At 62.6% G+C, this 24,578-nt stretch carries 23 protein-coding genes and 1 other RNA gene; 15 read left to right on the forward strand and 9 right to left on the reverse strand.

Features of this window, described 5'->3' with window-relative positions:
• The first annotated feature begins 118 nt into the window (after window positions 1-118).
• The 3 genes from Q8L25_RS05550 to Q8L25_RS05560 all read left to right on the forward strand — a co-directional run bounded on the left by Q8L25_RS05550 (window position 119) and on the right by Q8L25_RS05560 (window position 1,733).
• A complete protein-coding gene (locus Q8L25_RS05550) occupies window positions 119-814 on the forward strand; it encodes a TIGR00266 family protein (RefSeq protein WP_308923927.1) in 696 nt (231 codons plus the stop codon).
• Between the two features lie 38 nt (window positions 815-852).
• Entirely contained in the window at window positions 853-1,434 is a 582-nt protein-coding gene (locus Q8L25_RS05555) for a TerD family protein (protein WP_308923928.1), read from the forward strand.
• A 125-nt stretch (window positions 1,435-1,559) separates the two neighbouring features.
• Complete coding sequence (locus tag Q8L25_RS05560) at window positions 1,560-1,733, forward strand: proteolipid membrane potential modulator (protein WP_065308411.1); 174 nt, start codon at window positions 1,560-1,562, stop codon at window positions 1,731-1,733.
• A gap of 65 nt (window positions 1,734-1,798) precedes the next feature.
• Here the strand turns inward: Q8L25_RS05560 and Q8L25_RS05565 are convergent, their stop codons facing one another.
• From Q8L25_RS05565 to Q8L25_RS05575, 3 genes are read right to left on the reverse strand one after another with little or no spacing between them, the layout of a single operon-like run.
• The gene (locus Q8L25_RS05565) at window positions 1,799-4,123 is read right to left on the reverse strand and encodes a type II CAAX endopeptidase family protein (protein WP_308923929.1); all 2,325 of its coding nucleotides are present in this window, start codon (window positions 4,121-4,123) and stop codon (window positions 1,799-1,801) included.
• The gene (locus Q8L25_RS05570) at window positions 4,120-4,863 is read right to left on the reverse strand and encodes an ABC transporter ATP-binding protein (protein WP_308923930.1); all 744 of its coding nucleotides are present in this window, start codon (window positions 4,861-4,863) and stop codon (window positions 4,120-4,122) included. The genes Q8L25_RS05565 and Q8L25_RS05570 overlap by 4 nt, the downstream gene beginning before the upstream one ends.
• Before the next feature lie 45 nt (window positions 4,864-4,908).
• The gene (locus Q8L25_RS05575; protein WP_308923931.1) at window positions 4,909-5,601 is read right to left on the reverse strand and encodes a helix-turn-helix transcriptional regulator; all 693 of its coding nucleotides are present in this window, start codon (window positions 5,599-5,601) and stop codon (window positions 4,909-4,911) included.
• Window positions 5,602-5,677: 76 nt separating this feature from the next.
• Between Q8L25_RS05575 and Q8L25_RS05580 the strand changes: the two genes are divergently transcribed.
• Together Q8L25_RS05580 and Q8L25_RS05585 are read left to right on the forward strand one after the other, a co-directional pair.
• A complete protein-coding gene (locus tag Q8L25_RS05580) occupies window positions 5,678-6,649 on the forward strand; it encodes a cytochrome P450 (protein ID WP_308923932.1) in 972 nt (323 codons plus the stop codon).
• Window positions 6,646-6,999: an antibiotic biosynthesis monooxygenase gene (locus Q8L25_RS05585; RefSeq protein WP_308923933.1), complete on the forward strand. Its 354-nt coding sequence runs from the start codon at window positions 6,646-6,648 to the stop codon at window positions 6,997-6,999. The genes Q8L25_RS05580 and Q8L25_RS05585 overlap by 4 nt, the downstream gene beginning before the upstream one ends.
• Here the strand turns inward: Q8L25_RS05585 and Q8L25_RS05590 are convergent.
• A complete protein-coding gene (locus Q8L25_RS05590; protein ID WP_308923934.1) occupies window positions 6,989-7,438 on the reverse strand; it encodes a hypothetical protein in 450 nt (149 codons plus the stop codon). The two genes, Q8L25_RS05585 and Q8L25_RS05590, sit on opposite strands and share 11 nt — an antisense overlap.
• Before the next feature lie 173 nt (window positions 7,439-7,611).
• Here Q8L25_RS05590 and Q8L25_RS05595 point away from each other — a divergent pair, with 173 nt between their 5' ends.
• Window positions 7,612-7,875, forward strand: a complete 264-nt coding sequence (locus Q8L25_RS05595; RefSeq protein ID WP_308923935.1) for a hypothetical protein — start codon at window positions 7,612-7,614, stop codon at window positions 7,873-7,875.
• A 65-nt stretch (window positions 7,876-7,940) separates the two neighbouring features.
• Here Q8L25_RS05595 and rpoH read toward each other — a convergent pair whose 3' ends face one another.
• The 4 genes from rpoH to ftsY all read right to left on the reverse strand — a co-directional run bounded on the left by rpoH (window position 7,941) and on the right by ftsY (window position 12,041).
• Complete coding sequence (rpoH, locus tag Q8L25_RS05600; RefSeq protein WP_094443304.1) at window positions 7,941-8,831, reverse strand: RNA polymerase sigma factor RpoH; 891 nt, start codon at window positions 8,829-8,831, stop codon at window positions 7,941-7,943.
• Between the two features lie 477 nt (window positions 8,832-9,308).
• Window positions 9,309-10,229 (reverse strand): permease-like cell division protein FtsX, encoded by a 921-nt coding sequence (ftsX, locus tag Q8L25_RS05605; protein WP_308923936.1) that lies wholly within the window; start codon window positions 10,227-10,229, stop codon window positions 9,309-9,311.
• On the reverse strand, window positions 10,226-10,969 hold the full coding sequence (locus tag Q8L25_RS05610) for an ATP-binding cassette domain-containing protein (protein ID WP_308923937.1): 744 nt from the start codon (window positions 10,967-10,969) through the stop codon (window positions 10,226-10,228). Before Q8L25_RS05610 ends, ftsX begins: the two co-directional genes overlap by 4 nt.
• A gap of 13 nt (window positions 10,970-10,982) precedes the next feature.
• A complete protein-coding gene (gene ftsY, locus Q8L25_RS05615) occupies window positions 10,983-12,041 on the reverse strand; it encodes a signal recognition particle-docking protein FtsY (RefSeq protein WP_308923938.1) in 1,059 nt (352 codons plus the stop codon).
• 1,430 nt (window positions 12,042-13,471) lie between these two features.
• On the opposite strand from ftsY, the gene Q8L25_RS05620 reads away from it, so the two are divergent.
• Together Q8L25_RS05620 and Q8L25_RS05625 are read left to right on the forward strand one after the other, a co-directional pair.
• Complete coding sequence (locus Q8L25_RS05620; protein WP_308923939.1) at window positions 13,472-14,572, forward strand: porin; 1,101 nt, start codon at window positions 13,472-13,474, stop codon at window positions 14,570-14,572.
• A gap of 155 nt (window positions 14,573-14,727) precedes the next feature.
• Entirely contained in the window at window positions 14,728-15,285 is a 558-nt protein-coding gene (locus Q8L25_RS05625) for a hypothetical protein (protein ID WP_308923940.1), read from the forward strand.
• Between the two features lie 9 nt (window positions 15,286-15,294).
• On the opposite strand, the gene Q8L25_RS05630 is transcribed toward Q8L25_RS05625, so the two are convergent.
• A complete protein-coding gene (locus Q8L25_RS05630) occupies window positions 15,295-16,992 on the reverse strand; it encodes a thiamine pyrophosphate-binding protein (RefSeq protein ID WP_308923941.1) in 1,698 nt (565 codons plus the stop codon).
• 175 nt (window positions 16,993-17,167) lie between these two features.
• On the opposite strand from Q8L25_RS05630, the gene rnpB reads away from it, so the two are divergent.
• The 7 genes from rnpB (at window position 17,168) to murF (ending at window position 24,577) form a co-directional block, all read left to right on the forward strand.
• Window positions 17,168-17,507: RNase P RNA component class A (gene rnpB, locus Q8L25_RS05635), an RNA gene on the forward strand.
• Between the two features lie 627 nt (window positions 17,508-18,134).
• Complete coding sequence (gene mraZ, locus Q8L25_RS05640) at window positions 18,135-18,563, forward strand: division/cell wall cluster transcriptional repressor MraZ (RefSeq protein WP_308923942.1); 429 nt, start codon at window positions 18,135-18,137, stop codon at window positions 18,561-18,563.
• Window positions 18,564-18,572: 9 nt separating this feature from the next.
• Entirely contained in the window at window positions 18,573-19,556 is a 984-nt protein-coding gene (gene rsmH, locus Q8L25_RS05645) for a 16S rRNA (cytosine(1402)-N(4))-methyltransferase RsmH (RefSeq protein ID WP_308923943.1), read from the forward strand.
• Window positions 19,553-19,825 carry a cell division protein FtsL gene (gene ftsL / locus Q8L25_RS05650; RefSeq protein ID WP_094443314.1) on the forward strand — a complete coding sequence of 91 codons (273 nt, stop codon included), beginning with the start codon at window positions 19,553-19,555 and terminating at the stop codon, window positions 19,823-19,825. Before rsmH ends, ftsL begins: the two co-directional genes overlap by 4 nt.
• Window positions 19,822-21,603: a penicillin-binding protein 2 gene (locus tag Q8L25_RS05655; protein WP_308923944.1), complete on the forward strand. Its 1,782-nt coding sequence runs from the start codon at window positions 19,822-19,824 to the stop codon at window positions 21,601-21,603. The genes ftsL and Q8L25_RS05655 overlap by 4 nt, the downstream gene beginning before the upstream one ends.
• Window positions 21,604-21,611: 8 nt before the next feature.
• Window positions 21,612-23,135, forward strand: coding sequence for a UDP-N-acetylmuramoyl-L-alanyl-D-glutamate--2,6-diaminopimelate ligase (locus Q8L25_RS05660; protein WP_308923945.1), 1,524 nt, complete (start codon window positions 21,612-21,614; stop codon window positions 23,133-23,135).
• An 11-nt stretch (window positions 23,136-23,146) separates the two neighbouring features.
• Window positions 23,147-24,577: a UDP-N-acetylmuramoyl-tripeptide--D-alanyl-D-alanine ligase gene (murF, locus tag Q8L25_RS05665; protein ID WP_308923946.1), complete on the forward strand. Its 1,431-nt coding sequence runs from the start codon at window positions 23,147-23,149 to the stop codon at window positions 24,575-24,577.
• The last annotated feature ends 1 nt before the right edge of the window (window position 24,578 follow it).

The raw sequence follows: 24,578 nt of genomic DNA on the forward strand, positions 1-24,578 counted from the left end.
GCTTCTCAGCCACAACTTGCATCCGCTCGCTACGGTTTTGTGCGGTGCCGATACTGTAGTAAAACATTCCGATGCTGATCACCCCATCATCATCAAAGCCAGGAAAGGAACAGTTTGTATGCCAGTTTTTAGTGTCACCGGGGATATCGACCCGTTTCTGCATGTATCGCTGGCCAAGGGCGAGAAGATCTATTGCGAATCCGACGCGATGGTGATGATGGAAACCAATCTTGAGCTGAAAGGCAAGATGACCGGCGGCCTGGGCGCTGCGCTGATGCGCACCTTTGCCAACGGCGAGTCCTTCTTTCAGCAGCATGTCGAGGCCTTGCGCGGCGATGGCGATTGCCTGCTGTCGCCGACCTTGCCGGGCGCCATGCGCGTGCTGGACGTGGGCGCCCAGCAATACATGATCAGCGACGGCGCGTTTGTCGCGGCCAGTTCCGGCGTGGAACTGAAGGTGCGCACGCAGAGCCTCGGCAATGCGCTGTTTGCCCAGAGCGGTGGTTTCTTTATCACCGAAACGGCCGGCAGCGGCCAACTGGCGGTGTCCGGTTTTGGCGCCATGTCCGAACTGGACGTGGTGCCCGGCAAGGACGTGGTGATCGATAACGCCCACGTCGTGTGCTGGGACAGTCGCCTGCAATACGAGATTTCCATTACGACCGGCAGCAGCGGGGGATTTTTGGGTAACCTGATCAACAGCCAGACCAGCGGTGAAGGCATGGTGCTCAAATTTACGGGCACCGGCAAGATATTGATCTGCTCACGCAACCGCGCGGCCTTTCTCGCCTGGACCCAGAGCAAGCCGGCGTAACCGTCAACTCAACAACTAACCAAACAGGAGCAATGCGTATGTCTGTCAATTTGAGCAAGGGCCAGAAGATTTCTCTGGACAAGGAAGCTGGCACCAGCCTGTCCCGCATCACCATGGGCCTGGGCTGGGATTCGGTCAAGACCAAGGGTTTCCTGGGCTTCGGCTCGAAAACCGAAGCGGTCGACCTGGACGCCTCGTGCGTGCTGTTTGACGACAGCAACAAGGTGTCCGATATCGTCTGGTTCCGCCAGCTGAAAAGCAAGGACGGCAGCATCGTTCACACGGGCGACAACCGTACCGGCGCAGGCGATGGCGACGACGAGCAGATCAATGTCGACCTGGCCCATGTGCCGGCCGGCGTGAAAAGCCTGGTGTTTACCGTCAACAGTTTTACGGGCCAGAACTTCTCGCAGGTGGAAAACGCCTATTGCCGCATTTTGAATGCCAGCAATAACCAGGAAATCGCGCGTTTCAACCTGTCGGTCCAGGGCGCCCACACGGCGCAGATCATGGCCAAGCTGTACCGCCATAACGGCGAATGGAAAATGCACGCGATCGGCGAAAACGGCAATGGCCGCACATTCGATGATTTGATGCCGCAGATCACCGTGCATTTATAAGGAGCAGTACGCAGCGGGCAGGGGACGGACCGGATACCGGCCCTTGTCCGCTGCTTTTGATTGAAGGAGAGTATGTCGTGATGCGATTGCTGATAGCCTTGCTACTTCCGTGTCTCACGTTTTTCATGTTGCGCCGCCCACTGGCCGGCGCCGCCACCCTGGTCATGCAGTGCACTGTGATCGGCTGGGTGCCGGCGGCCCTGTGGGCCCTGTACACGGTCAACCAGCATAAAACGGAGCGCGAACTGGAAGGCGCATTAAGCCGCAGCTACTTACGCAGGCGCAGCCGGGTGATCTGATCCCGGGACGCTTGAATCATCCTGATGCGAATGGCCCCACGAGCAATCGTGCGGGCCATTTTCTTTCAGGGCATCGCGAACTGGCAGGCCAGCATGGCCACGTTATAGCCGGCATGCACCAGCATCGGCGCCAGCAGCGAGCCGCTCTTCTCATAGGTCCAGCCCGTGCACAGACCCAGCACGAATACCGGCAGCATCGAGGCCGGCGGATGCATGATGGCAAAGACCAGTGAGCTGGTCACGATGGCCTGCCAGGCTGGCAGCGAGCGGCGCAGTCCGCCTTGCAGCAGGCCACGGAAAATGAATTCCTCGCACAGCGGGGCGGCCAGCACCGCCAGCGCGCTCAGCCACAGCCAGCTCCACTTGCCATCGAGCAGGGGTGAGACGGGAGGGGCAAGGCCATAGGCGTGCAGCAACATGGTAGAGCCGACGCCGAATACGGCGGCCAGCGCCGCGCTGCCCAGCGCGAGGCGCCACGTTGAGTGCCCTTGGAATATGCGCGGCACGCCGGCCGCCTTGCTGCGCCAGTAGACCAGGCGTGCCGCTATATAGGTCAGCACGCCAGCGATGCCGAAGGCCAGGGTGGCCTGCGGCATCGTCGTGTGACCTTTTCCCGGAAGTATCAGCAAGACCAGCACTTGTGCCGCGAAAAACAGCATGGCGGCCATCAGGCCGTCGGCGCCCGAGACACGCGCCGGCGGCAAGGCAGCCGGGTCCAGCAGATATGGCACTGCGTCGCGTGCCTTTTGCCACAGGGCCACCGCCAGCGCGCCCGTGAGCACCACGAACACCAGCTGCTGCACCACGCTGCCGGCCGCCAGCGCGGCGATATACAAACCCGTCAGCAGCAGGTACAGATACATGTATGCGGGGCGCATCTTTGCCGCCGCTTCCGTGGCCAGCGGGTCGCTGGCAAACACGCCCAGCGCCACGCCGATCACCGCATACAGGGGAATGCCGGCCAGCGCCAGCAGCATCAGGCCCGCCATGTCCCAGCGCCAGGCCGGCATCCATGCCAGCGCCACGCCGAACATGATGAGGGGATAGAGCATCGCCAGCACCGCCCACAGCTGGGCCTTTTCGCGCAAGGCCTGTTCCACGCCGGCGGGGAAGGTGTACAGCAGCCACAGCGCGCCGCCTTCCTTGTTCAGGTTCTGGAAGGCCGACATCATCAGGGTATAGGTGCCGAGAAAAAAGCCGGTCGACGCCACCAGGGCCGGGCTGTCGAGCAGCTCGCGCACATCGTGCAGGCGGCCCGTGAAGACCACCTGGCCACCCAGTATCAGCAGGGGCAGCAACATGGTTTGCACCAAGAAATTGCGGTCGCGTCCGAGCAGGGTCAGTTCGCGCCGCTGGATCACGCTGCCGATCTGCCAGCGGCCAGGCGGGACCGGCACGGGCTTGTTGCCCGCCTTGCGCACGCCGGCGCGCTGGCCTGAGCCGACCACGCCGTGACGCAGCTGGCGGCGCAAGATCGCCATGCCCAGCGCCAGCAAGACGATCGACTGCGCCAGCAAGGCGCCAGCCGCCAGCAGGGCGGTACCGGTATCTTGCGCATTGAGCATGGTCACCACCAGGCCGGGCGGCATCCAGGCGCTCCAGGCCGGCATGGCGGCGGCCCAGGCAAACGCAAAGCCATCCTTGCCCATGCCGAACGACATGCCGGCATACATGGGGGCCAGCGACACGATGGAAATCATCGCCTGCAAATTGCCCAGCTTCGATGGCGCCAGCGACAGGCGCAGGCCCGTGTCGACCAGGGTGCGCAGCATGGCGGCCAGCAAGAGCAGCGCCAGGCTGACGGCCAGCGCCAGCAGCGGCGAGAGCCAGCCATGGCCCGAATACCAGGCAACCATGGTAGTGGTGGGCAGCACGGCCAGCAGGCCGGCCGGATTGACCACGCTGCGCTCGAACACGCGCGCCCACAGCAGGGTAGTTACCGGAGCGGGCAGGGTGACCAGCCATTCCAGGTCCCAGTCGGGGCGCGCCAGGTCGCCGGTACCCAGCGGCACCAGCACGCTGACCAGCCACAGCAAGGCCAACTGAAACGTCAGGCCGGCCAGCAGCACCGCGCTGAACGGTGTGGTGCTCAAGTGTGCGATCACGGCCGGCATGGCGTGATGCAGGCCGCAAGCGGCCACGGCGTCGAGCTGGCAGTGCAGATTGAGCACGCTGTTGCGGGCCATGTGCCCAAACGAAAACAGCATGGGCGCCATCAGCAAGACGCCCACGAGCCAGCGGCCGCGCCGTTTGCCCGGCGTGGCCGCGCGGCTCTTGCCGCCTTGAGCGCGCTGGAACAGCAAGGCTGAACCGCTGAGGTTGAGCAGGCGCTGCAGGCGCAAACGGATCAGCAGCCAGATCGCCCGCAAGGTCGAGGGCGGGGCCATCATGCGGTGCTGTCCGCAGCGCTCGCCTCATCGGTCAGCTGCAGGAAAATATCCTCCAGGCTGCCGGCGCTGGCCAGTTGCTGGCGGATCTCGTCCAAGCTGCCAGTGGCCGCCAGCGCGCCACGGTGGATGATGGCGACCCGGCTGCACAGCTTTTGCGCCATGTCGAGCAAGTGGGTCGAGACAAAGATGGTGGTGCCAGCGGCGGCGATGCGCAGCAAACGCTCCTGCACGTCGCGCGAGGCGCGTGGATCGAGGCCGTTGATCGGCTCGTCCAGCACCAGCACGGCCGGCTCATGGATCAGCGCGCAGGCCAGGCCCAGTTTTTTCTTCATGCCCAGCGAGTAATTCACGGCGAAATCCTCGCTCGCTTCGTCGAGCCCGAATTCCGTCAATAATCGTGCAGCGCGCGCGGCGGCCTCCGTACGCGGAAAGCCATGCATTTCGGCGACGAATTGCAATATTTCTCGTCCGCGCAGGTAGTCGTAGAAGATCGGATTGTCGGGCAAATACCCCACCTTGCGCTTGACGGCCGCGCCATCGCGGTGGCAATCGAGGCCGTCGATCAGCACGCGCCCGCCGCTCGGCACCAGAATGCCCATCAGCATGCGGATGGTGGTGGTCTTGCCGGCGCCGTTCGGCCCCAGGAAACCGAAGACTTCGCCGCGCTCCACCTGCAGGGTCAGTGGCTTGACGGCGTCGAAACTGCCGTAGCGTTTGGAGAGTGCCTGGAACTCGATCATGGTGCGCCTTGCCAATCAACTCAATGCACGATGATAACGCCCCGCTCAGCTGGCGCCAAATGCGGCCAGCAAACGCTGCTGGCCAGCGGCCGTGACCTTCAGCGCACGGCTGTCGAGTTCGCGTTCGGCCCAGCCCTGGCGCAGCGCCAGTTGCAGCACGGCCGCACCGAGCGCGCCACCGAGATGAAAACGCCGCTCGCTCCAGTCCAGGCAGGCGCAGGCGAAGCGCCGGCGCTGGCCGGCCAGCGCCGCCGTGTCGACGCCGAGCGCCGCCATGCCGATCTCGCCCGCTACGCTCAATCGGTAGTTGCCGTCGTCGCCGCGCAACCAGTCCTGCGCCAGCAGCTGGTCGTGCAGAATGACCGCCACCGTGCCGGCCATATGGTCGTAGCAGGTGCGGGCATGGCGCAGGCGGTCCGGCGTGGACGGCGTAAACACGGAACGCGGCAAACCGGCCACCACCAGCAGCGCCTCGAGCGCTTGCGCCACCTCGCCGCTGGCCAGGCGGTAATAGCGGTGCTTGCCCTGCGCCACCATCGACAGCAAGCCGTCCTTGCACAAGCGCGTCAGGTGGGCGCTGGCGGTCGAGGCGCCCACCTCGGCCAGCACGGATAGTTCCGTGGCCGTGCGCGCATGGCCGTCGAGCAGGCTGCACAGCATGCGCGCGCGGGCCGGTTCGGCAATCGCGCCGGCCAGTTGCGCCAGGCCGGCGTCGGCAGTGCTCAGATTGACATCCATGATTCGTCCCCGGGCGAAGTGTTGAAGCGAAAGGACCAGCATACTCGCCTCCATTCATCAACGCAACGGAGTTGCCATGTTCCCCCACGATCCCGACCATATGCTGGCCGCCGTCACGCACGCCGCGCCTTTTGATTACTACCGCCGTCTGGCCGAAGGGCCACCCTTGCGCTTCGACGCCGGGCTGGACTGCTGGCTGGCGGCCGGCAGCGGCGTACCCGCCGTGCTGGAGCACCCTGACCTGCGCGTGCGGCCAGCCGGGCAGCCGGTGCCCTTGCACCTGATCGGTACTGCTTGCGGCGCGATTTTTGCCGAGCTGGTGCGCATGAATGACGGCGCGCGCCATGCAGGTCCCAAGCGCTTGCTGATGCAGCGACTGGCAGCGGTGGACCTGGTGCGACTGCATGACGATACGGCGCGTCTTGCCCGCGCCCATCAGCCTGGCAGCGCCGCGCAATTGAACCAGCTGATGTTTGATCTGCCGCTGTTTGCCGTGGCGCAGTTGCTGGGCTTTGCGCCGGCCGATTTCGCGCACATCGCGCGCTGGACCCAGGAGCTTGTCGCCGCGCTGCCCGTGGGCGCCGACCGCGCCACCATCGCGCGCGCCGAGCGGGCGGCCAGCGGTTTGCAGGCGGCGTTCGCCTGCTTGCTGCCTGACGCTGACGCCAGTCAAAGGGCCAACCTGATCGGCTTGCTGACGCAGACCTGCGAGGCGACGGCGGGTTTGCTGGGCAACAGCGTGCTGGCGCTGCGCACCGGGGCGCCCACGCTGGCGATCCACAATACGCGCCGCTTTGCCGCCTGTGACGTCGAGCTGGAAGGCGTGACGATACGCCAGGATCAACTGATCGTGGTGCTGCTGGCCGGCGAAGGGCTGGGCTTTGGCCACGGCGTGCACCTGTGTCCGGGGCAGGCGGTGGCGCAAACGATCGTCGCGGCGATATTGGCGGCCTGGTCCGGTGCGCTGGGGCGCTTGCCGCTGGACTGGCATTACCGCGCCTCGCCGAATGCGCGTATTCCTGTGTTTGCTGCAGCGGAGGCCGCGTGATCGCCGTGATCTTCGAGGTATGGCCCAGCGCGCAGGGGCGCGCGGATTACCTGGCGCTGGCGGCGGCGCTGCGGCCCTTGCTGGACGAGGTCGACGGCTTTATTTCCATCGAACGTTTCAGCAGCCTCAGCGATCCCGACAAATTGCTGTCACTCTCGTTTTTTCGCGATGAGGCGGCGCTGGCGCGGTGGCGGCAGCTCGAAGCGCACCGCGCGGCGCAGGCCGCAGGCAGGCACGGTGTATTCGACGATTACCGGCTGCGCATCGCCGGCGTGGTACGCGACTATGGCATGCGGGACCGGGTGCAGGCGCCGTCGGACAGCCGTTGCCGCCACGACCCTAGTGCTTGAGCGTGCCTTGCGTGATCTTGACCTTGACGCGGTAGGTGGGAATCGCCGCATCGACGGGCGGCGGCGTGGCCGGATCGACGTCGAGCAAAGTGAAGGTCAGGTGATTGATGGTGATGGAACTGGCGCCATTCGGCATCGAATCGGACAATACCAGGTCGGTGGCGCCGGCGCTATGGAGCAGGGTAAAGCTGTAACTGACATAACCTTTCCACACGCACACGGCGCCGGCGCGGCAGCGGCTGTCGTTGACACGGTCGAGTTTCAAGGTGTCGGTGGCGGTGATGGCGACCTGCTCGCCGGGCGACAGCACATGGATCACGCTGCGTGGCGTATTGCGCGCGTCGCCGGTGCTGGTGGCGGCGCCGCAGCCGGCCAGCAGGGCCACGCTCAGCCACAGGGGCAGCAGGAAGGTGGGGAGGCGGTGATACGGATGATGCATATGGTTCCTTTCAGATGGCGTCCTTGCTTGTAGCCTTCACGGATAAGATGGGTTGATCATAACAAGATGATATTTTCGCGGCGCGCGACTGGCGCGGCCTTGATATGAGGCAATGCCGGCCGCTAACGGTGGCGATCGCGTAGAATGGCTGTTTTGAAAATCAGGAAACAACCATGAAAAAAACCGCCCTGGCGAAAAGCGATGCCAAGAAGTTGATGGGAAAGATGAATGTTCCCGGCGCCGGCGCCTTCGGCAAGGAAGCGGTGGTCGTCGACCGCCGCGAACAGCGCAAACGCGACCAGGCGCTGGGCCTGGTGCCGTTCGCCGTCAAGCTCAACAGCGAGCTGGTGTTGCAGCTGCAAACCCTGGCCAAGGAGCGTGGCGCGGACTTGAACGAACTCGTGGCCGAGGTACTTGCCAAAGGCCTGGCAGCCTGATGGTGGCAAACCATTAAAATCAAAAGGCGCCATGAGGCGCCTTTTTACTGCGTGCTGCCTATCACTTAGACGTACGCGGCCAGCGCGCCCTTCATTTTTTTCAGCGCCGCCACTTCGATCTGGCGAATGCGCTCGGCCGATACGCCGAACTCTTCAGCCAGCGCGTGCAGGGTGGCGCCGGAGCCGTCGTCGTTGGCCAGCCAGCGCGCTTCGACGATGCGGCGCGAGCGGGCGTCCAGCTTGCCCAGCGCCGTTTCCAGGCCTTCCGATTGCAAGCGCGTCACCTGTTCCGCTTCCAGTACCTTGGTCGGCTCGCTTTGCTCCGACGACAGGTAGGCGATCGGCGAAAACTTGTCGTCTTCATCGTCGGTCGGCGATTCCAGCGCGATGTCGCGGCCGCTCAAGCGCGTTTCCATTTCGATCACTTCTTCGCGTTTCACGTCCAGCAGCTTGGCCAGCGCATCGATCTGCTTCGGCGTCATCGCGTCCAGGCCGGTCTTGTGGCTGCGCAGGTTGAAGAACAGCTTGCGCTGCGCCTTCGTCGTCGCCACTTTGACCAGGCGCCAGTTTTTCAGGATGTACTCATGCATCTCGGCTTTCACCCAGTGCATGGCGTACGACACCAGGCGCACGCCCTGGTCCGGGTCGAAACGCTTGACGGCTTTCATCAGGCCGATATTGCCTTCCTGAATCAGGTCGGCATGCGGCAGGCCATAGCCCAGGTAGCCGCGGGCGATCGACACCACCAGGCGCAAGTGCGACAGCACCAGTTCCTGCGCGGCGGCCAGGTCATTTTTTTCGCGCAAGCGCGTCGCCAGCGAGATTTCTTCATCGTGGGTCAACATGGGCAGACGGTTCACGGCCGAAATATAGGCGTCGATATTGCCCAGGTTGCCGGTGAACCCAAGGTTCAGCGCATTATTTTTGGTGGGAACCAATGCGGACATCGTAGTCATGTTTACTCCTCGTAGTCTTGCTTGTTCCATACGGCCCTGCCACGCGGCAGGGACCAGTTTCATTCTTTTTACTGTATCCGGTCTTGCGGTTTGCAGCGCGCGGCGCCATCTTCATCTGGCGGCCCTGGCCTCGCTGCTCACTGGTTTGACATATATTAGCACTCTCTGGTGGAGAGTGCCAATCAGCTCATCCAATCACTCCGATAGCCAAAATACTATGACGTTCGAAAGGCTGATGGTGTCTGGGTAATGCGTTCTTGCATGGGGGATGGCGCCAGTGTGCGCCGATTGTGGCTGACTTGAAAGTGCTGCACAGTAGCCCATGGCAACTATGGCAGAACTGCATATCATTCCCTATGGCAATGTCAATATTCTACGCAGGCTAACTGAAGTGAGCCTTAAGAATACTTGTCAAAAATCAAGGGTATTGCAGGAGGAGGGCATGGGACGGCACCAGAGGCACCGTCCCGTGTGGCGTCAGTTGACTCGCGCCAGGTGGCGCTGCACGCACAGGAAGGCGCCGATCAGGCCCAGGCCGGCGCTGACGGCCAAGAGGCCCGCCATCGGCAGCGGCGCCAGCGGCGTCATCTGGAATTCGGAGGCATACAGGCGCGCAAATTCGGCAATCGCGGTATTGAGCGGTTGCAGCGCCAGCGCCACGGCACCCAGGGCCAGCGCGCCGGCGCACAGGCCCAGCAGGGCGCCCGTGTAATAGAACGGGCGATGGATAAAGGTGTCGGTGGCGCCGATCAGTTTCGAGATGCTGATCTCGTCGCGCTGCGTCATCACCTGCAGGCGGATGGTATTGAACACCACCGCGATCACGGCCACGCCGAGGGTAATGGCCAGCAGCAGCAGCACCAGGCGCAGCACGCCCAGCAGCGCGGCCAGACGCTTGACCCAGGCCGAATCGACTTGTGCCGATTCCACACCGGGCAGCTGGCGCAGCAGTTCGGCCACCGCATCGACATCCTGCGCTTCGGTGGCGGTATTGAAGGCGTTCAGTTTCAGTACGTAACTGTCGGGCAGCGGATTGTCGCCCAGGGTGTTGAGCACGTCAGCCAGGCCGCTCTTGCTTTTTAGCGACTCGAGCGCGTCTTCGCGCGGAATAAAGACGATTTTCGCTTTCGGGTCGTGCACGATCTTGCGCATCTCGCCGGCCAGGCCGCTCGCCTGTTCGCGTGGCGTATCGATTTTCATGAACACGCTGATTTCCGGATCGACCGACATCTGCTCGGACATCGGGCGCACATTGTCGAGCATGGTCAGGCCGGCAAACGGCAGCGACAGGGCAATCGCCACCACCAGCACGTTGAGCAGGAAGCCGCCGGGCGACTTGCGCAAATGAATCAGCGCCGAACCGAGCGCAAAGCGGTGTTGGCGGAACCAGCCTCTCATGCGTCTTCTCCCTGTATATCGTCGGCATCGGGCTTGGGCGCGAAATCGGGGTCGGGCGTGGCGAACACGGGTGCCTCGGTGGCCTTGTCGATGGCCACCAGCTGGCCGTTTTTCAGGTGGATCACGCGGGCGGCCGCGTCGAGCATCTGTTCGTCGTGGCTGGAAATGAGGCAGGTCACGCCCACCGAGTGAAACGCTTTCAGGGCCTCGAGCACCTTGTTGGCGCTGGCGCGGTCCAGGTTGGCGGTCGGCTCGTCGGCCAGGATGATCTGCGGACGGTTGACGATGGCGCGCGCGATCGACACGCGCTGCTGCTCGCCGCCGGACAGCGACAGCGGCCGCGCCAGCGCGCGGTCGAGCAGGCCGACCTTGTCGAGCGCGCGGCGGGCGCGCTGTTCGGCCGCCGCCTTGTGCGCACCGACCACCAGCAGCGGCAACATGACGTTGGCCAGGATGGAGCGGTCGTTCAGCAGTTTTTGCTGCTGGAAGATCAGGCCCATATTGCGGCGAAGAAAAGGCACGCCGGCCGGTTTCAGCTTGGCCATGTCCTGGCCATTGACGATCAGCTTGCCCGAGGTGGGGCGCTCCATGGCGGCGATCATTTTCAGCAGGGTGGACTTGCCGGCGCCGGACGGCCCCGCCAGGAACACCAGTTCGCCTTTGGCGATGCTCAGCGAAATGTCGCTCAGGGCCACCGCATCGGAAGTATATTGTTTGGAGACGTGCTGAAATTCAATCATGTGATGGGCAGGTTTATCCGAGCAAGGCTTCGACAAATTCGGCAGCCACGAAAGGCTGCAAGTCTTCAATTTTTTCACCGATGCCGATGAAATACACGGGCACCGGACGCACGCGGGCGATCGCCGCCAGCACGCCGCCCTTGGCGGTACCGTCGAGCTTGGTAATCACCAGGCCGCTCAGCTGCAGGGCGTCGTCGAACGCCTTGACTTGCGTCAGCGCATTCTGGCCCGTATTGCCGTCAATCACCAGCAAGGTTTCATGCGGCGCGCCTTCCATGCCCTTGCCGATCACGCGCTTGATCTTTTTCAGTTCTTCCATCAGGTGCAGCTGGGTCGGCAGGCGGCCCGCCGTGTCGACCATCACCACGTCGATTGAGCGCGCCTTGGCCGACTGCACCGAGTCGTAGGCCACGGCGGCCGGGTCGCCCGATTCCTGCGAGATCACGGTAATGTTGTTGCGCTCGCCCCAGACCATCAGCTGCTCGCGCGCGGCGGCGCGGAAGGTGTCGCCGGCGGCCAGCAGCACCGATTGCCGGTTCGACTGCATGTGCTTGGCGAGCTTGCCAATGGTGGTGGTCTTGCCGGCGCCGTTGACGCCCGAGATCATCATCACCAGCGGCTTGTGGCGGCCCAGTTCGAAACGTTTTTCCAGCGGACTCAAGAGATCGATCAGCAGCACTTTCAAGGCGGCCTTGACGGCGGCGGCGTCGAGCAGCTTGTCTTCCTTGACTTTCTTTTTCAGGGCCGTCAGCAGGTAATCGGTGGCGTCGATGCCGGCGTCGGACATCAGCAGCGCCGCTTCCAGCTCTTCATACAGGGCGTCGTCGATCTTGGCGCCGACAAACAGTACCGACAGGGTATTCGAGGTTTTCGACAGGCCGGCCTTCAGGCGCGTCATCCACGATTTCTTTTCCGGCTCGGCGGCCACGATCACGGGTACCAGTTCGGCCGGCGCGCCGGACAGGGCGCCAGGCTGGGACGGCGGTGCCACCGGGGCGGCAGGAATGACAGGTTCGACGGTGACGGGCGCTGCCTCGGGAGAGGCGGTTTTTTTCTTGAAGAAACTAAACATGGGTATGTGGTGGCGGGTGCTTGCGCTTGGCCCGGCGGCGCCGGACGCTATGGATCGGCCTATTCTACCAGAGCGTGCCCGCCACTTCACGGATTGGCAACATTGCGCGTGCCGCTGGCCAGGCCAGGCTTCCGTGCGCCCGCCCACACTTGCCAGGCTGCGCCGCGCCGCTGCCATGGCCATCAACGGGCATGTATATCCATGGCCATCAACGGGCATGTATATATATGTACCGATTCAGCCGGCGCGCCATGCACGGCAAGATTGAGGATGCGGCGGGCGAGTGCGCGTGGATCACCGGGCGGCATCGGTGCCGCCTGCGCAGGTGCGTGTCGATGCGCGGGGCAGGGCGGCGCTGCACCGCGACTGCCGGAACGTAACCGGGGAAACTGGATGAAAAACTTCCGGTACCCGGTGGTTTCATGCGCCTGCTCAGGCGCGCCCGGCGTTTTTGAAGCGCGAAACAAGCCGTAATCCGTCGGCAAATTTTTTAAAAGAAAAAGAAAATATTGCTGACCAGAACAATAAATCAGTTGATTTACATCAAATTGTCGTTTTTAAGCAACAAAAATGACAAAATATTCAAGAATTAACATTGTAAGAAATTGTTTCAAATGTGTTGAACTTTGCAAGCAAAAGTCGCTGTCATGTTCGCTGTTACAGTGTGCTGCAGCGGTGCTGAAGCGGGTGAAAATGTTTCCAACAAGCTCATTTAAATTACCGGAGAGTCAGTAATTTCCTGCTCATCCGGTCTCTTTCCAGCCTTGCTCAAGGGAGCCCGGCATTTCTTGCTACGCCCTTCAATCATGCGTCATTGCACCAAATTGGCGCGCCTTTTGGTGCGTTTTTGAGGGGTCGCCTGCAAAGTTTGACGAGGGGGTGTATGCTTCGTCCCGTTCATCCATTATCACCTTACAAATTGTGTGCATTGTCGCGTAAATAGGTAAGCATAAATGATGGCTGAAGCATGTTGATGTTTTAATCATGGCTCTGCTACTGTTGCGCTAATACAACGGGTTCCTGAAAGGCATGCGCTATGATGAAATGGTCAATCAGGCCAATGCATTGATTGGCAAGGGGCAGTGGCTCTGTCGCGCAGTACGGTTGGCGATAGTGAGGGGGTCGTAAAACGCCCCAGGCTTGGTACCGGAAGTAACATGTTGGAACTTGATGGAATGCGCAACGATCGTTATAGTGCCGCTTCCGGTGCCGCTTGAGCACCCGAACTGGCGCACGAAATACGGTCTTATGCAGCCTTCAAGCTAATCGGTGCAATAGCGTGCCGAGTCCAATATGACTGTTCCTCCGACCGGAACAGCAGTGGCAGGTGGAGACCTTGCCCTCACTCATAAAAAGCGCTCTGCTAGAGCGCAGCTCGAGATGCATAGGCTGTATTACTTTTTGCTTCAAAAAATTAAAGGAAACATGCAATGAAAAAAACTCTGATCACCCTGGCAGTCCTGGCAGCAGCCACCGGCGTAGCCCAAGCTCAATCGAGCGTTGTCATCTACGGTACCGTTGACGCTGGTTTCGTCAGCGAGCGCGGTGGTGTTAACGGCACCGTGAACAAAGTGGACAGCGGCATTGGTTCGGCCTCGCGTCTGGGCTTCAAAGGCACCGAAGATCTGGGCAATGGCCTGTCGGCTATTTTCCTGTTGGAATCGGGCTTCAGCGTTGACAACGGTCAGCAAGACGTATCGGGTACCCTGTTCAATCGTCAAGCCTACGTTGGCCTGAGCAGCAAAACCACCGGTACCCTGACCCTGGGTCGTCAATACACGCCTTGGTACAACACCCTGTCGAAAGTTGCTGATCCATTCGCAGTTGGCTACGCTGGCTCCGCAAAAAACCTGTTCCCAGCGAACACCCGCACCAGCAACACCGTGATGTACGCATCGCCTAGCTACAACGGCTTTGACGCTGATGTTGCTTACAGCGCCGCTGCCAATGGCAATGAAAACCCGCTGTCGAGCAAAATCGGCCGCAAGGTTGGCGCATCGGCTGGTTACTCGAACGGTCCTTTGAATGCACGTATCGCCTTCAACAGCACCTCGAACGACGTGGCAAACGGTGCTGGCACTGGCGTTGTAGAAGCCGGTAGCGGCCGCAACTGGCTGGCAGCTGCCAACTACGATTTCGCAGTGGCTAAAGCTTATGTCGCTTACGGCGTCAACAAAGGCCTGAACAGCGCAGTGCGCAACAACACCAACCGCCAGGCTTACAGCCTGACCAACCTGTCGGCTGTTGCCAGCAATGACAGCACCACCGCACTGATCGGCGCAACCGTACCAGTTGGTCCAGCTGGCACCGTGATGGCTTCGTACATCCACGTCAACGACAAAGCTGGCACCAACGCCGATGCGAACCAGTTCGCACTGGGCTACTCGTATGCTCTGTCGAAACGTACCAGCACCTACGCTTCGTACGCCAAGATCTCGAACAAAAACAACGCAGGCTTCACTGTTGGCAACTACAGCAATGCCGGTTCGGGCGATCAAGCCTTGAACGTTGGCGTTCGTCACTCGTTCTAAGCTGAACTACGCGCAAGCGTAGTCCGCCACACAGGGTGTCCGCTTGCGGATGCCCGCCGTGATAAAAACGCGCTGTCAGACTATGGTCTGGCGGCGCGTTTTTGCATTTGCGACATCAGTTACAATATTGCTGTTAATAAAGTAGGGGAAATGTCATGTACCAAAGAAATTCGCCGCGCCTGGGCGCCTTGCTGCTGGCCTTGCTGATGATGGGCGCCGCGGACGCCGCGCTGGCCGTTACCAAAGACAAGCAGCCAGCCGGGCTGGCGCGCTATGGCGTGGCCGTGTATTCCGACCTGTGCCTGCAAAAGGACAGCGGCGAAATCGGCGGACAGCGCGTCACCCTGCACCGCTTTGCCGAGGCCGATACGGTCATCTATGAATTCACGGCCGGCTCGCTGAGCTGGCCGATCGTCGCCAACGATGTCAACCTCGACGCCGCCACCGGCGCCTTCGACTTTACCATCGCCGGCGCCGACAATGAAGAACGCACCATCGCCGGCAAGTTTTCAAAGGACGGCAAGACCCTGACCCTGGAAGGCGATTATTGCGGCGGCAATGTGCGCATGCCGATGAAGCTGTCGCGCATCACCGACTTTGGCCGGCCGTTGAAGAATTGCACGCCATGCCCTGCCGTGAAGCCGGCGCCGGAAGAACCGGCCGAACCTGCCGCGCCGGCGGCGCCGGCCAGCGCGGAAATGCCGGTGGCCTGAGTCCGATCCTTATTGCTTCGCCAGCTCAGCTTGGGCGCGGATGGTGTCCAGGGTCGCGTTCGGCGTGATCAGGTTGCCGTCATAGCGCAGCTCGATCAGGGCCGGCAGCCGTTTCTCGCCGGCGTGCGCCAGCGCGCGGCGCAGGGCAGGGGCGAATTCTTCCGTGGCGTTGACCACTTCGCCATGCGCGCCATAGGCTTGCGCCAGCGCCGCAAAATCGGGATTGTGCAAGGTGGTGCCCGAGACGCGGCCCGGGTAATCGCGTTCCTGATGCATGCGTATGGTGCCGAACATCTGGTTGTTGAAGACGATGATCACCACGCCGGCGCCGTATTGCACCGCAGTCGCCAGTTCCTGGCCATTCATCAGGTATTCGCCGTCGCCGGCAAAGGTGATCACCGTGCGTTCCGGCTGCACGATCTTGGCGGCAATCCCGGCCGGCACGCCATAGCCCATGGCGCCATTGGTCGGCGCCAGCTGCGTGCGCATGCCGCCGTAGCGGTAGAAGCGGTGCGCCCATGAGGCATAGTTGCCGGCGCCATTCGTGATGATGGTGTCGCGTGGCGCCTGCGCCATGATGTCCTGCGTGACTTGCCACAGGTCCAGCGGCGCCTGGCCATCCTGGAAAATCGGCGGGCGCTGCTGGTAAGCGGCCAGCTCGGCTTTCGCTTCGGCCGGCGTGTGGCGCCAGGCGGCGGCGTCGACCGGCTCCATCGCGGCCAGCATGGCGCAGGCTGGCGCCATGCCGCTGTTGATCATCAGCTCGGCCTGGTAGACGCTGCCCAGCTCTTCGGCGTCGGCATGCACGTGCACCAGGCGCTGGCGCGGCACCGGGGATGCGAACAGGGTATAGCCGCCGGTGGTCATCTCGCCGAGGCGCGGACCGAGCGCAATCACCAGGTCGGCCTGTTTGACGCGCGCGGCCAGCTTCGGGTTGATGCCGATGCCGACGTCACCTATATAGTTGGGGTGTGCATTGTCGAGCAGATCCTGGAAGCGGAAGGCGCAGGCCACGGGCAGGTGGTTGGCCTCGGCAAAGCGCCGCACATCAAGACAGGCTTGCGCCGTCCAGGTAGCGCCGCCCAGCAGCAGCAGCGGCTGCTTAGCCTCGGCCAGCATGGCGCGCAGCTGGCCGACCTGGCTGCCCGATGGCGACGCCTGCACCGGCTGGTAGGCGCGCGTGTCGGCCACGGTGGCCAGCGCGATCAGCATGTCTTCCGGCAGCGCCAGCACCACCGGACCGGGCCGGCCGCTGGTGGCGACCTGGAAGGCGCGCGCCAGGTATTCGGGAATACGCTCGGCGCGGTCGATCTGCGCCACCCACTTGGCCATCTGGCCGTACATGCGGCGGTAGTCGATTTCCTGGAACGCTTCGCGGTCGACGAAATCATTGCCGACCTGGCCGATGAACAGGATCAGCGGGGTCGAATCCTGGTAGGCCGTGTGCACGCCGATCGAAGCATTGGTGGCGCCCGGGCCGCGCGTGACGAAGCAGATGCCGGGCTTGCCGGTCAGCTTGCCGTAGGCTTCGGCCATGAAGGCGGCGCCGCCTTCCTGGCGGTTGATGATGAAGCGGATGCTGGACTCGTGCAGGGCGTCGAGCACATCGAGATAGCTTTCGCCAGGCACGCCAAAGGCGGTGTCGACACCGTGGATCTGCAGGGCGTCGACCAGGATCTGGCCGCCGGTACGGGAGGATTGCGTCATGTTCGGCTCTTTATGGCAAGGAGGGTGAAAAAAAGCGGGCAAGCGTGCAGCTTGCGCCATTTTAGGGGAGCCGTTTTCAGCCGGCTTTTGAAATGGCGACACCGAATTTCACAATCGCCCGGCGCACGCCACGGCTTTTTGCGCAATCATGCTGCGGCGCGGTACAATGGCGGGTGAAGCAGGCCAGACAGTCGCTGGCTGGTGCAGCAATGCACCGGCGGGAGGAAGGTCCGGACTCCATAGAGCGGGGTGACGGTTAACGGCCGTCCGCTGAAAGCTGCAAAGTATAAGGCGAGGAACAGGGCCACAGAGACGAGCGTATTAAGTTACGGTGAAACGCGGTAACCTCCACCTGGTGCAATTTCAAATAGGCACGCGATGATGCTGCTCGCGGAGCGTGCGGGTAGAAAGCTTGAGCGCCGGAGTAATCCGGCGCCTAGAGGAATGACTGTCATAGCGCCGATCCGCAAGGCAAGGCGCCGTAACAAAATCCGGCCTATCGGCCTGCTTCACTTGAATTTGCGTTTCCTGGCCAGCCAGGAAGCATCGAAGAAGCCCCCGCAAGGGGGCTTTTTTTATTGCTGTACAGGCAAGTGATACAATAAAGTTGTATATACAAGGCAAGATGATTCTTTATATAAAATTGCTGATTATTAATTAATTGCTGTAATGAAAAAATTCGGCGCAGCTGGAACGCTGGCCTTGAAAAACCTTGTTGATAGACGAAAATAGAACAAATTTTGCTCTAAAACAAGAGAATCACCAGCGCCCCCTGCGTCGGTGCTTGCGCAACGAAACTATTGTTCCACGTCAACTACCTGCAAAAATTCCAATTTTTCCATTTCGTAATTTTCTATGTTTACGGTAGGAAAACACATGTGTGCAGATGAGGTAGCACATTCACTATCTGTCATAAGTATCTAATTTATCGATATATTTTATTTTGAGACTCCTTCAACGATATGCGCTAAGTCCTTAATTTCATTAATAAAATTCAAGTTTTGCCAATCGGAAACCGCTTGACCACCCTCGGTGCTTACTCTAAAGTGGTCAACTGTGTGAAAAAGTGTGTTTTTGTGGGAAATTTTCCCTGGTCAGGGTGACGCCAAAGGCGCCACAGCCCAAGCTCAAAAAGGTCTTACGTGTTTCAAGGCGCGTCCGCTATCAGTCTCGATGCCAAGGGCAGGATGTCTATCCCTGCCAAGCACCGTGACGCGCTCGCCATCCAATGCGAAGGCCGCATGACCCTGACCCGCCACCCCGATGGCTGCCTGCTGTTTTTCCCCCGCTCCGTGTGGGAAAGCCACCGCCAGCAAATCGCCGCATGGCCGATGTCGGCGCGGGCCTGGCAGCGCATCTTTCTCGGCAACGCCGTCGACGTCGAGCTGGACTCGGCGGGCCGCGTGCTGATCTCGCCTGAATTGCGCAGCGCCGCCGGCCTGTCGCGTGAAGTGATGCTGATGGGTATGGGCAGCCACTTTGAAATATGGAACGCCGCCACCCTGGCCGAACAGGAGCAGCAAGCCATCGCTGGCGGCACTCCCGATGTACTCTCCAATTTTTCTTTCTAAGGCTCCGTAATGACACTACTCACGGTGCCGGAATTTCAGCATCGCACGGTGCTGCTTGATGAGGCGGTCGATGCGCTGGACCTCTCGGGCGAACGCGCGCACGGCATCTATGTCGATGGCACGTTTGGCCGCGGCGGCCACAGCCGCCTGATCCTGTCGCGCCTGGCCGCCGATGCGCGCCTGATCGGCTTCGACAAGGACTTGCAGGCGATCGCCACCGCCGAACAGATTCTCGACCCCCGTTTTGACATCGTCCACGACAGTTTCGCCACCATGACGGCCAGCCTGGCCGCGCGTGGCGTGCGGCAGGTGGACGGCATCCTGCTCGACCTGGGCATTTCGTCGCCCCAGGTCGACGATGCGGCGCGCGGTTTCAGCTTCCGCAACGACGGACCGCTGGACATGCGCATGGATACCACGCGCGGCATCTCCGCAGCCGACTGGCTGGCGGTGGAGACCGAGCAGAATTTAGAGAAAGTGATACGCGATTATGGGGAAGAACGGTTTGCTTTTCAGATTGCAAAGGCGATTGTTGCTGGCCGGACAGTGCAGCCAATTTCAAGCACACGACAGCTTGCCGGCATCGTGGCAGGGGCCGTCAAGACCCGCGAGAAGGGTAAGGACCCCGCTACCCGCACCTTTCAGGCAATCCGTATTTTCATTAACAAGGAACTCGAGGATCTCGAGACTGGCCTGAACCAGGCCTATGCCTGCCTGGCGCCCGGCGCGCGCATGGCCGTGATCAGCTTTCATTCGCTGGAAGACCGCATGGTCAAGCGCTTCTTCGCCTCCAAGGCGAATGTCGAGCAGCCCGACCGCCGCCTGCCGATCCGCGCGGTCGACCTGCCGCAGCCGGAAATGAAGCTGATTTCGAAAATGAAGCCGTCCGATGCCGAGATCGAAGGCAATCCGCGCGCGCGTTCGGCCGTGATGCGCGTGGCGCAGCGTTTGCCGCTGCCTGTCTCTTCCTCTGCCACGGGCGGCGCGCGATGACTGGCAAGCTCAGTATCGTGCTGTCGGCCCTGCTGGTCGCCTGCGGCCTGTCGCTGGTCAACGCGCAGTACCAGGCGCGCCACCTGCTGATCGACCTCGAGCGCGCGCAAGCGTTGTCGCGCCAGCTCGATATCGACTGGGCGCAGCTGCAGCTGGACCAGTCGACCCTGGGCAAGCATGAGCGCATCGAAGCGATCGCGCGGCGCGACCTGAGCATGACGCCGCTGACGGCGGCGCGCACGCAATACCTGACGGAGGGCGGTCCATGAAGCTGGGCAGCAACGGCAGCGGCGGCCGCGTGGCGGCCTCGAAAGGCGTGCCCTTCTCGAAAAATCCGGTACTGGCCGTGCGCCTGCCGGTGTGGCGTTCGCGCGTGGTGCTGTTCTGCCTGTTTTTCGCCTTTGCCGGCCTGGGCGCGCGCGCCATGTGGCTGCAGGGCGTCTCCACCCAATTCTTGCAGAAGCAGGGCAAGGCGCGCTATGAGCGCACCCTGGAATTGCCGGCCACGCGCGGCAAGATCACCGACCGCAACGGCCAGGTGCTCGCTTCGTCCGTGCCCGTGAAAGCCATCTGGGCGATTCCCGACGACGTGCTGCAGGCGCCGCCCGAGAAAATCACGGCGCTGGCCAACCTGCTGGAAATGAATGTCACCGAACTGCGCAAGAAGCTCGATTCGGACCGCAGCTTCGTCTACCTGAAACGCCAGGTCGAGATGGACGTGGCCGACAAGATCAACAAGCTGGGCATCGACGGCATCGACGAGCGCAAGGAATACAAGCGCTTCTATCCGCAGGGCGAAGTGATGACCCACGTGGTCGGCTTTACCAACGTGGAAGACGTCGGCCAGGAAAGCATGGAACTGGCGCAGCAGAAAACCCTGGTCGGCACCACCGGCAGCCGCCGAGTGATCAAGGACCGCCTGGGCCATATCGTCGAAGACATCGGCTTCATCCACGAACCACACGACGGCAAGGACCTGACCCTGTCGGTCGACAGCAAGATCCAGTACATCGCGTTTACCCAGCTGAAGGAAGCGGTCGAAAAATACAATGCCAAGGCCGGCGGCGCGGTGGTGCTCGACGTGCACACGGGCGAAGTGCTGGCCCTGGCCAACTACCCGAGCTACGATCCGAACGACCGCAGGAAACTCACCGGCCAGCAGCTGCGCAACCGCGTCATGACCGACACCTTCGAACCGGGTTCCACGCTGAAGCCGATCACGGTCTCGCTGGCGCTCGACACGGGCCGCGTCAAGCCGGGCACCCTGATCGACACGGGCGCCGGCCGCTACACGATTGCCGACCGCACCATTACAGACACCAGCGCGCATGGCGTGATCAGCGTGGCGCAGGTGATCGAAATGTCGTCCAATATCGGCTCTTCGAAAATCGCGCTGGGCATGCCGGCGCAGGAAATGTGGGAGATGTTTACCAAGGTGGGCTTCGGCCAGCAGCCGAAATGGGGTTTTCCCGGCGCTGTCGCCGGCCGCGTGCGTCCATATAAGTCGTGGCGCCCGGTGGAGCAGGCGACCATGAGCTACGGTAACGGCATCTCCGTCTCGCTGATCCAGCTGGCGCGCGCCTACATGATGTTCGCGCGCGACGGCGACACGATCCCGCTGTCGTTCCAAAAGGTCACCGAGCTGCCCGTCGGCCAGCAGGTGATCAAGCCGAAGACGGCGGCCGACATGCGCGCCATGCTGGAACTGGTGGTGTCGGGTCCGCACGGCTCGGCCAAGCGGGCCCAGGTCGCCGGCTACCGCGTGGGCGGCAAGACCGGTACCGCCTACAAGGTGGAAAACGGCCGCTATGCGATGCCGCGCAAATACATCGGCTCTTTCGTCGGCATGGTGCCGATGTCGGCGCCGCGCTTCATCATTGCCGTGATGATCGATGAACCGACCGGCCTGTATCACTACGGTGGCCAGGTCGCCGCTCCCGCTTTCGCGGCGATTGCCACCAACGCGCTGCGCGCGATGAACGTACCGCCCGATTCCTCCGTTACCGAAATCGTGGTTCCGGCCAATGCCGGCCCGGAGGCCATGTGAAGTTACTCATGACCATACAAGACATCAGTTCGTGGATCAAGGCTGCCGCCCCGGGCGCGCAGCTGACCTCCGATTCCCGCCGCGTGCAGCGCGGCGATGTATTTTTCGCCTACGCCGGCGCGACCCGCTTTATCGACGCGGCCATCAAGCTGGGCGCTGCTGCCATCGTGCATGACGACGCCGAGGGCGACCTCGCGCCGGAAGTGCCGCATCTCGCTGTGCCTTTACTGGCCGTCCCCGACCTGAAACGCCAGGCCGGTCCGATCGCGCACGCCTATTACGGCATGCCCGACCAGGCCATGTTCAGCGCCGGCGTGACCGGCACCAACGGCAAGACCTCGTGCGCGCTGTGGCTGGCGCAGGCCCTGGCGCGCCTGGGCGAGACCTCGTCCGTAATAGGCACTTTGGGCGTGGGCCTGTGCAAGGCGCGCGGCGAGATCGATTTCGACGTCACCGGCTACACCACGCCCGACGCCGTGCTGCTGGCCAGGAAACTGGCCGTGCTGCGCGACGGCGGCGCGCAGGCGGTGGCGATCGAAGTGTCGTCGATCGGCCTGGACCAGGACCGCGCGGCCGGCATGCATTTTGACGTCGCCATGTTCACCAATCTGACGCGCGACCACCTCGACTACCATGGCGACATGGCGGCCTACGAGGCGGCGAAAGTCAAACTGTTCGACTGGCCCGGCTTGAAAACGGCCGTGATCAACCTCGACGACGCGATGGGCCTGCGCCTGGCCGCGCATGTGGCGGGCAAGCCTGCTGGCGAAATTCCCGTGATCGGCTACACCTTGCAGGATGCGGCCAGCGTGCCGGACCTGCCGGGCGTATTGATGCTGCGCGCCAGCCAGTTCCGCAGCCGTAACGCCGGCACCGACTTCCAGCTCGACTGCAGCCTGGGCACCGCGCCGGTGAAAACCCGGCTGGTGGGCCACTTCAATATCAGCAATGCGCTGGCGGTGCTGGGCGCCTTGCTGGCGCATGGCGTGGCTTTGCGCGCGGCGCTCGACGCCATCGAAGCGCTGCTGCCGGCGCCGGGCCGCATGCAGCAGGTGGGCGGCCAGGAAGCGCCGATGATCGTCATCGATTATGCGCATACGCCGGACGCCCTGGAAAAAACCCTGGTCGCCTTGCGCCAGGTGGCGCAGGACCGCGGCGGCCAGTTGTGGTGCGTGTTCGGCTGCGGCGGCGACCGCGATCCGGGCAAGCGCCCGCAGATGGGCGCCATCGCCCAGCAGGCCGACCATGTGCTGGTCACCAGCGACAATCCGCGCAGCGAAGATCCGCACGCCATCATCGAACAGATCGTGGCCGGCATGCGCCAGGACGGCCCGCAGCCGCAGGCGATCGAAGACCGCGCCGCCGCCATTCTGTCGGCCATCAAGCACGCCGCCAAGCCGGACGTGATCCTGCTGGCCGGCAAAGGCCATGAACCGTACCAGGAAATCAAGGGCAAGAAACTGCCGTTTTCCGACGCCGACCACGCGCAGCTGGCGCTGTCGGCGCGCCTGACCATGATGAGGACCAATTGATGGAGCAGACCGTGCACGCGACACTCGCACAAGTGCTGCCATTGCTGGCATTGGCCGGCGCGCGCCTGGCAGGCCGTCTCGACACGCCATTCGTGGGCGTGACGACCGACAGCCGCCAGGCCGGCGCTGGCGCGTTGTTCGTCGCCCTGCGCGGCGAACGTTTCGACGCCCACGATTTCCTGGCTGATGTGGCGCGCCAGGGCGTGGCGGCGGTGATCGTCGAAGCCCTGCCCGAAGGCTGGGATGAAAACAAGGTCGCCGCCATCGTCGTGCCCGACACCCTGGCGGCGCTGGGCCGCATCGCCAGCTTCTGGCGCCGCCAGTTCGACCTGCCCGTGATCGGCGTCACCGGCAGCAATGGCAAGACCACCGTCAAGGAAATGCTGTCATCCATCCTGGCCGCCGCCTTCGGCGAGCAGGACCGGCTGGCCACGCGCGGCAACCTGAATAATGAAATCGGCGTGCCGCTGACGCTGTTTCGCCTGGCGGCCCACCATGACGCGGCCGTGATCGAAATGGGCATGAACCATCCGGGCGAGATCGCGCGCCTGGCGGCGATCGCCGAGCCGACCGTGGCGATGGTCAACAACGCCCAGCGCGAACACCAGGAATTCATGCATACGGTGGAAGCGGTGGCGCGCGAGAACGGCGCCGTGCTGGCCGCCTTGCCGCAAGACGGCGTGGCGGTGTTCCCGCATGGCGACGAGTTCACGCCGCTGTGGCAGGCGCTGGCGGGTGAGCGCCGCGTGATCCGTTTCGGCCTGTCGAAAGACGCCGAAGTGAGCTGCACCCACCGCGCCGCCGAGGACTTCGGCAGCGACCTGTTCGTCAGCGTGCGTGATGAGCAGGACGGCGTGCAGCAGTTTTTTGTCGGCCTGCAGGCGGCCGGCGAACATAACGTGAAAAATGCGCTGGCCGCCGTCGCCTGCGCAGTCGGCGCCGGCGTCAATCTGGACGCCATCAAGCAGGGCCTGGAAGCGTTCGCGCCGGTGGCCGGCCGCCTGCAGCAAAAACGGGCATTGAACGGCGCGACCGTCATCGACGACACCTACAACGCCAATCCCGATTCGGCGCGCGCCGCGATCGACGTGCTGGCGCAGGCCGCATCGCCGCGCATCCTGGTGCTCGGCGAAATGGGCGAAGTGGGCACGCAAGGACAGCAGTTCCACGAAGAGATCGGCGCCTACGCCGCCGCCAAAGGCATCGAACACGTGCTGGCGACGGGTGGCCTGACGCGCCATATGGTCACTGCCGCGCAGGGTACGCGGACATGCACGGTCGTGGAGTATTTCGAACAGTTCGACGGTTTGCTGGCGGCGCTCGATGCGCTGCTGGCGGCCCAATCGGATGCAACAGTATTGATCAAGGGCTCCCGCTTCATGAAAATGGAACGGGCCGTGCAGCATTTGATTGGTTCAAACAATAACAAGGAAGCTCACTAAT

The sequence above is a fragment of the Janthinobacterium sp. J1-1 genome, from assembly GCF_030944405.1.
Taxonomy (GTDB): Bacteria; Pseudomonadota; Gammaproteobacteria; order Burkholderiales; family Burkholderiaceae_D; genus Janthinobacterium.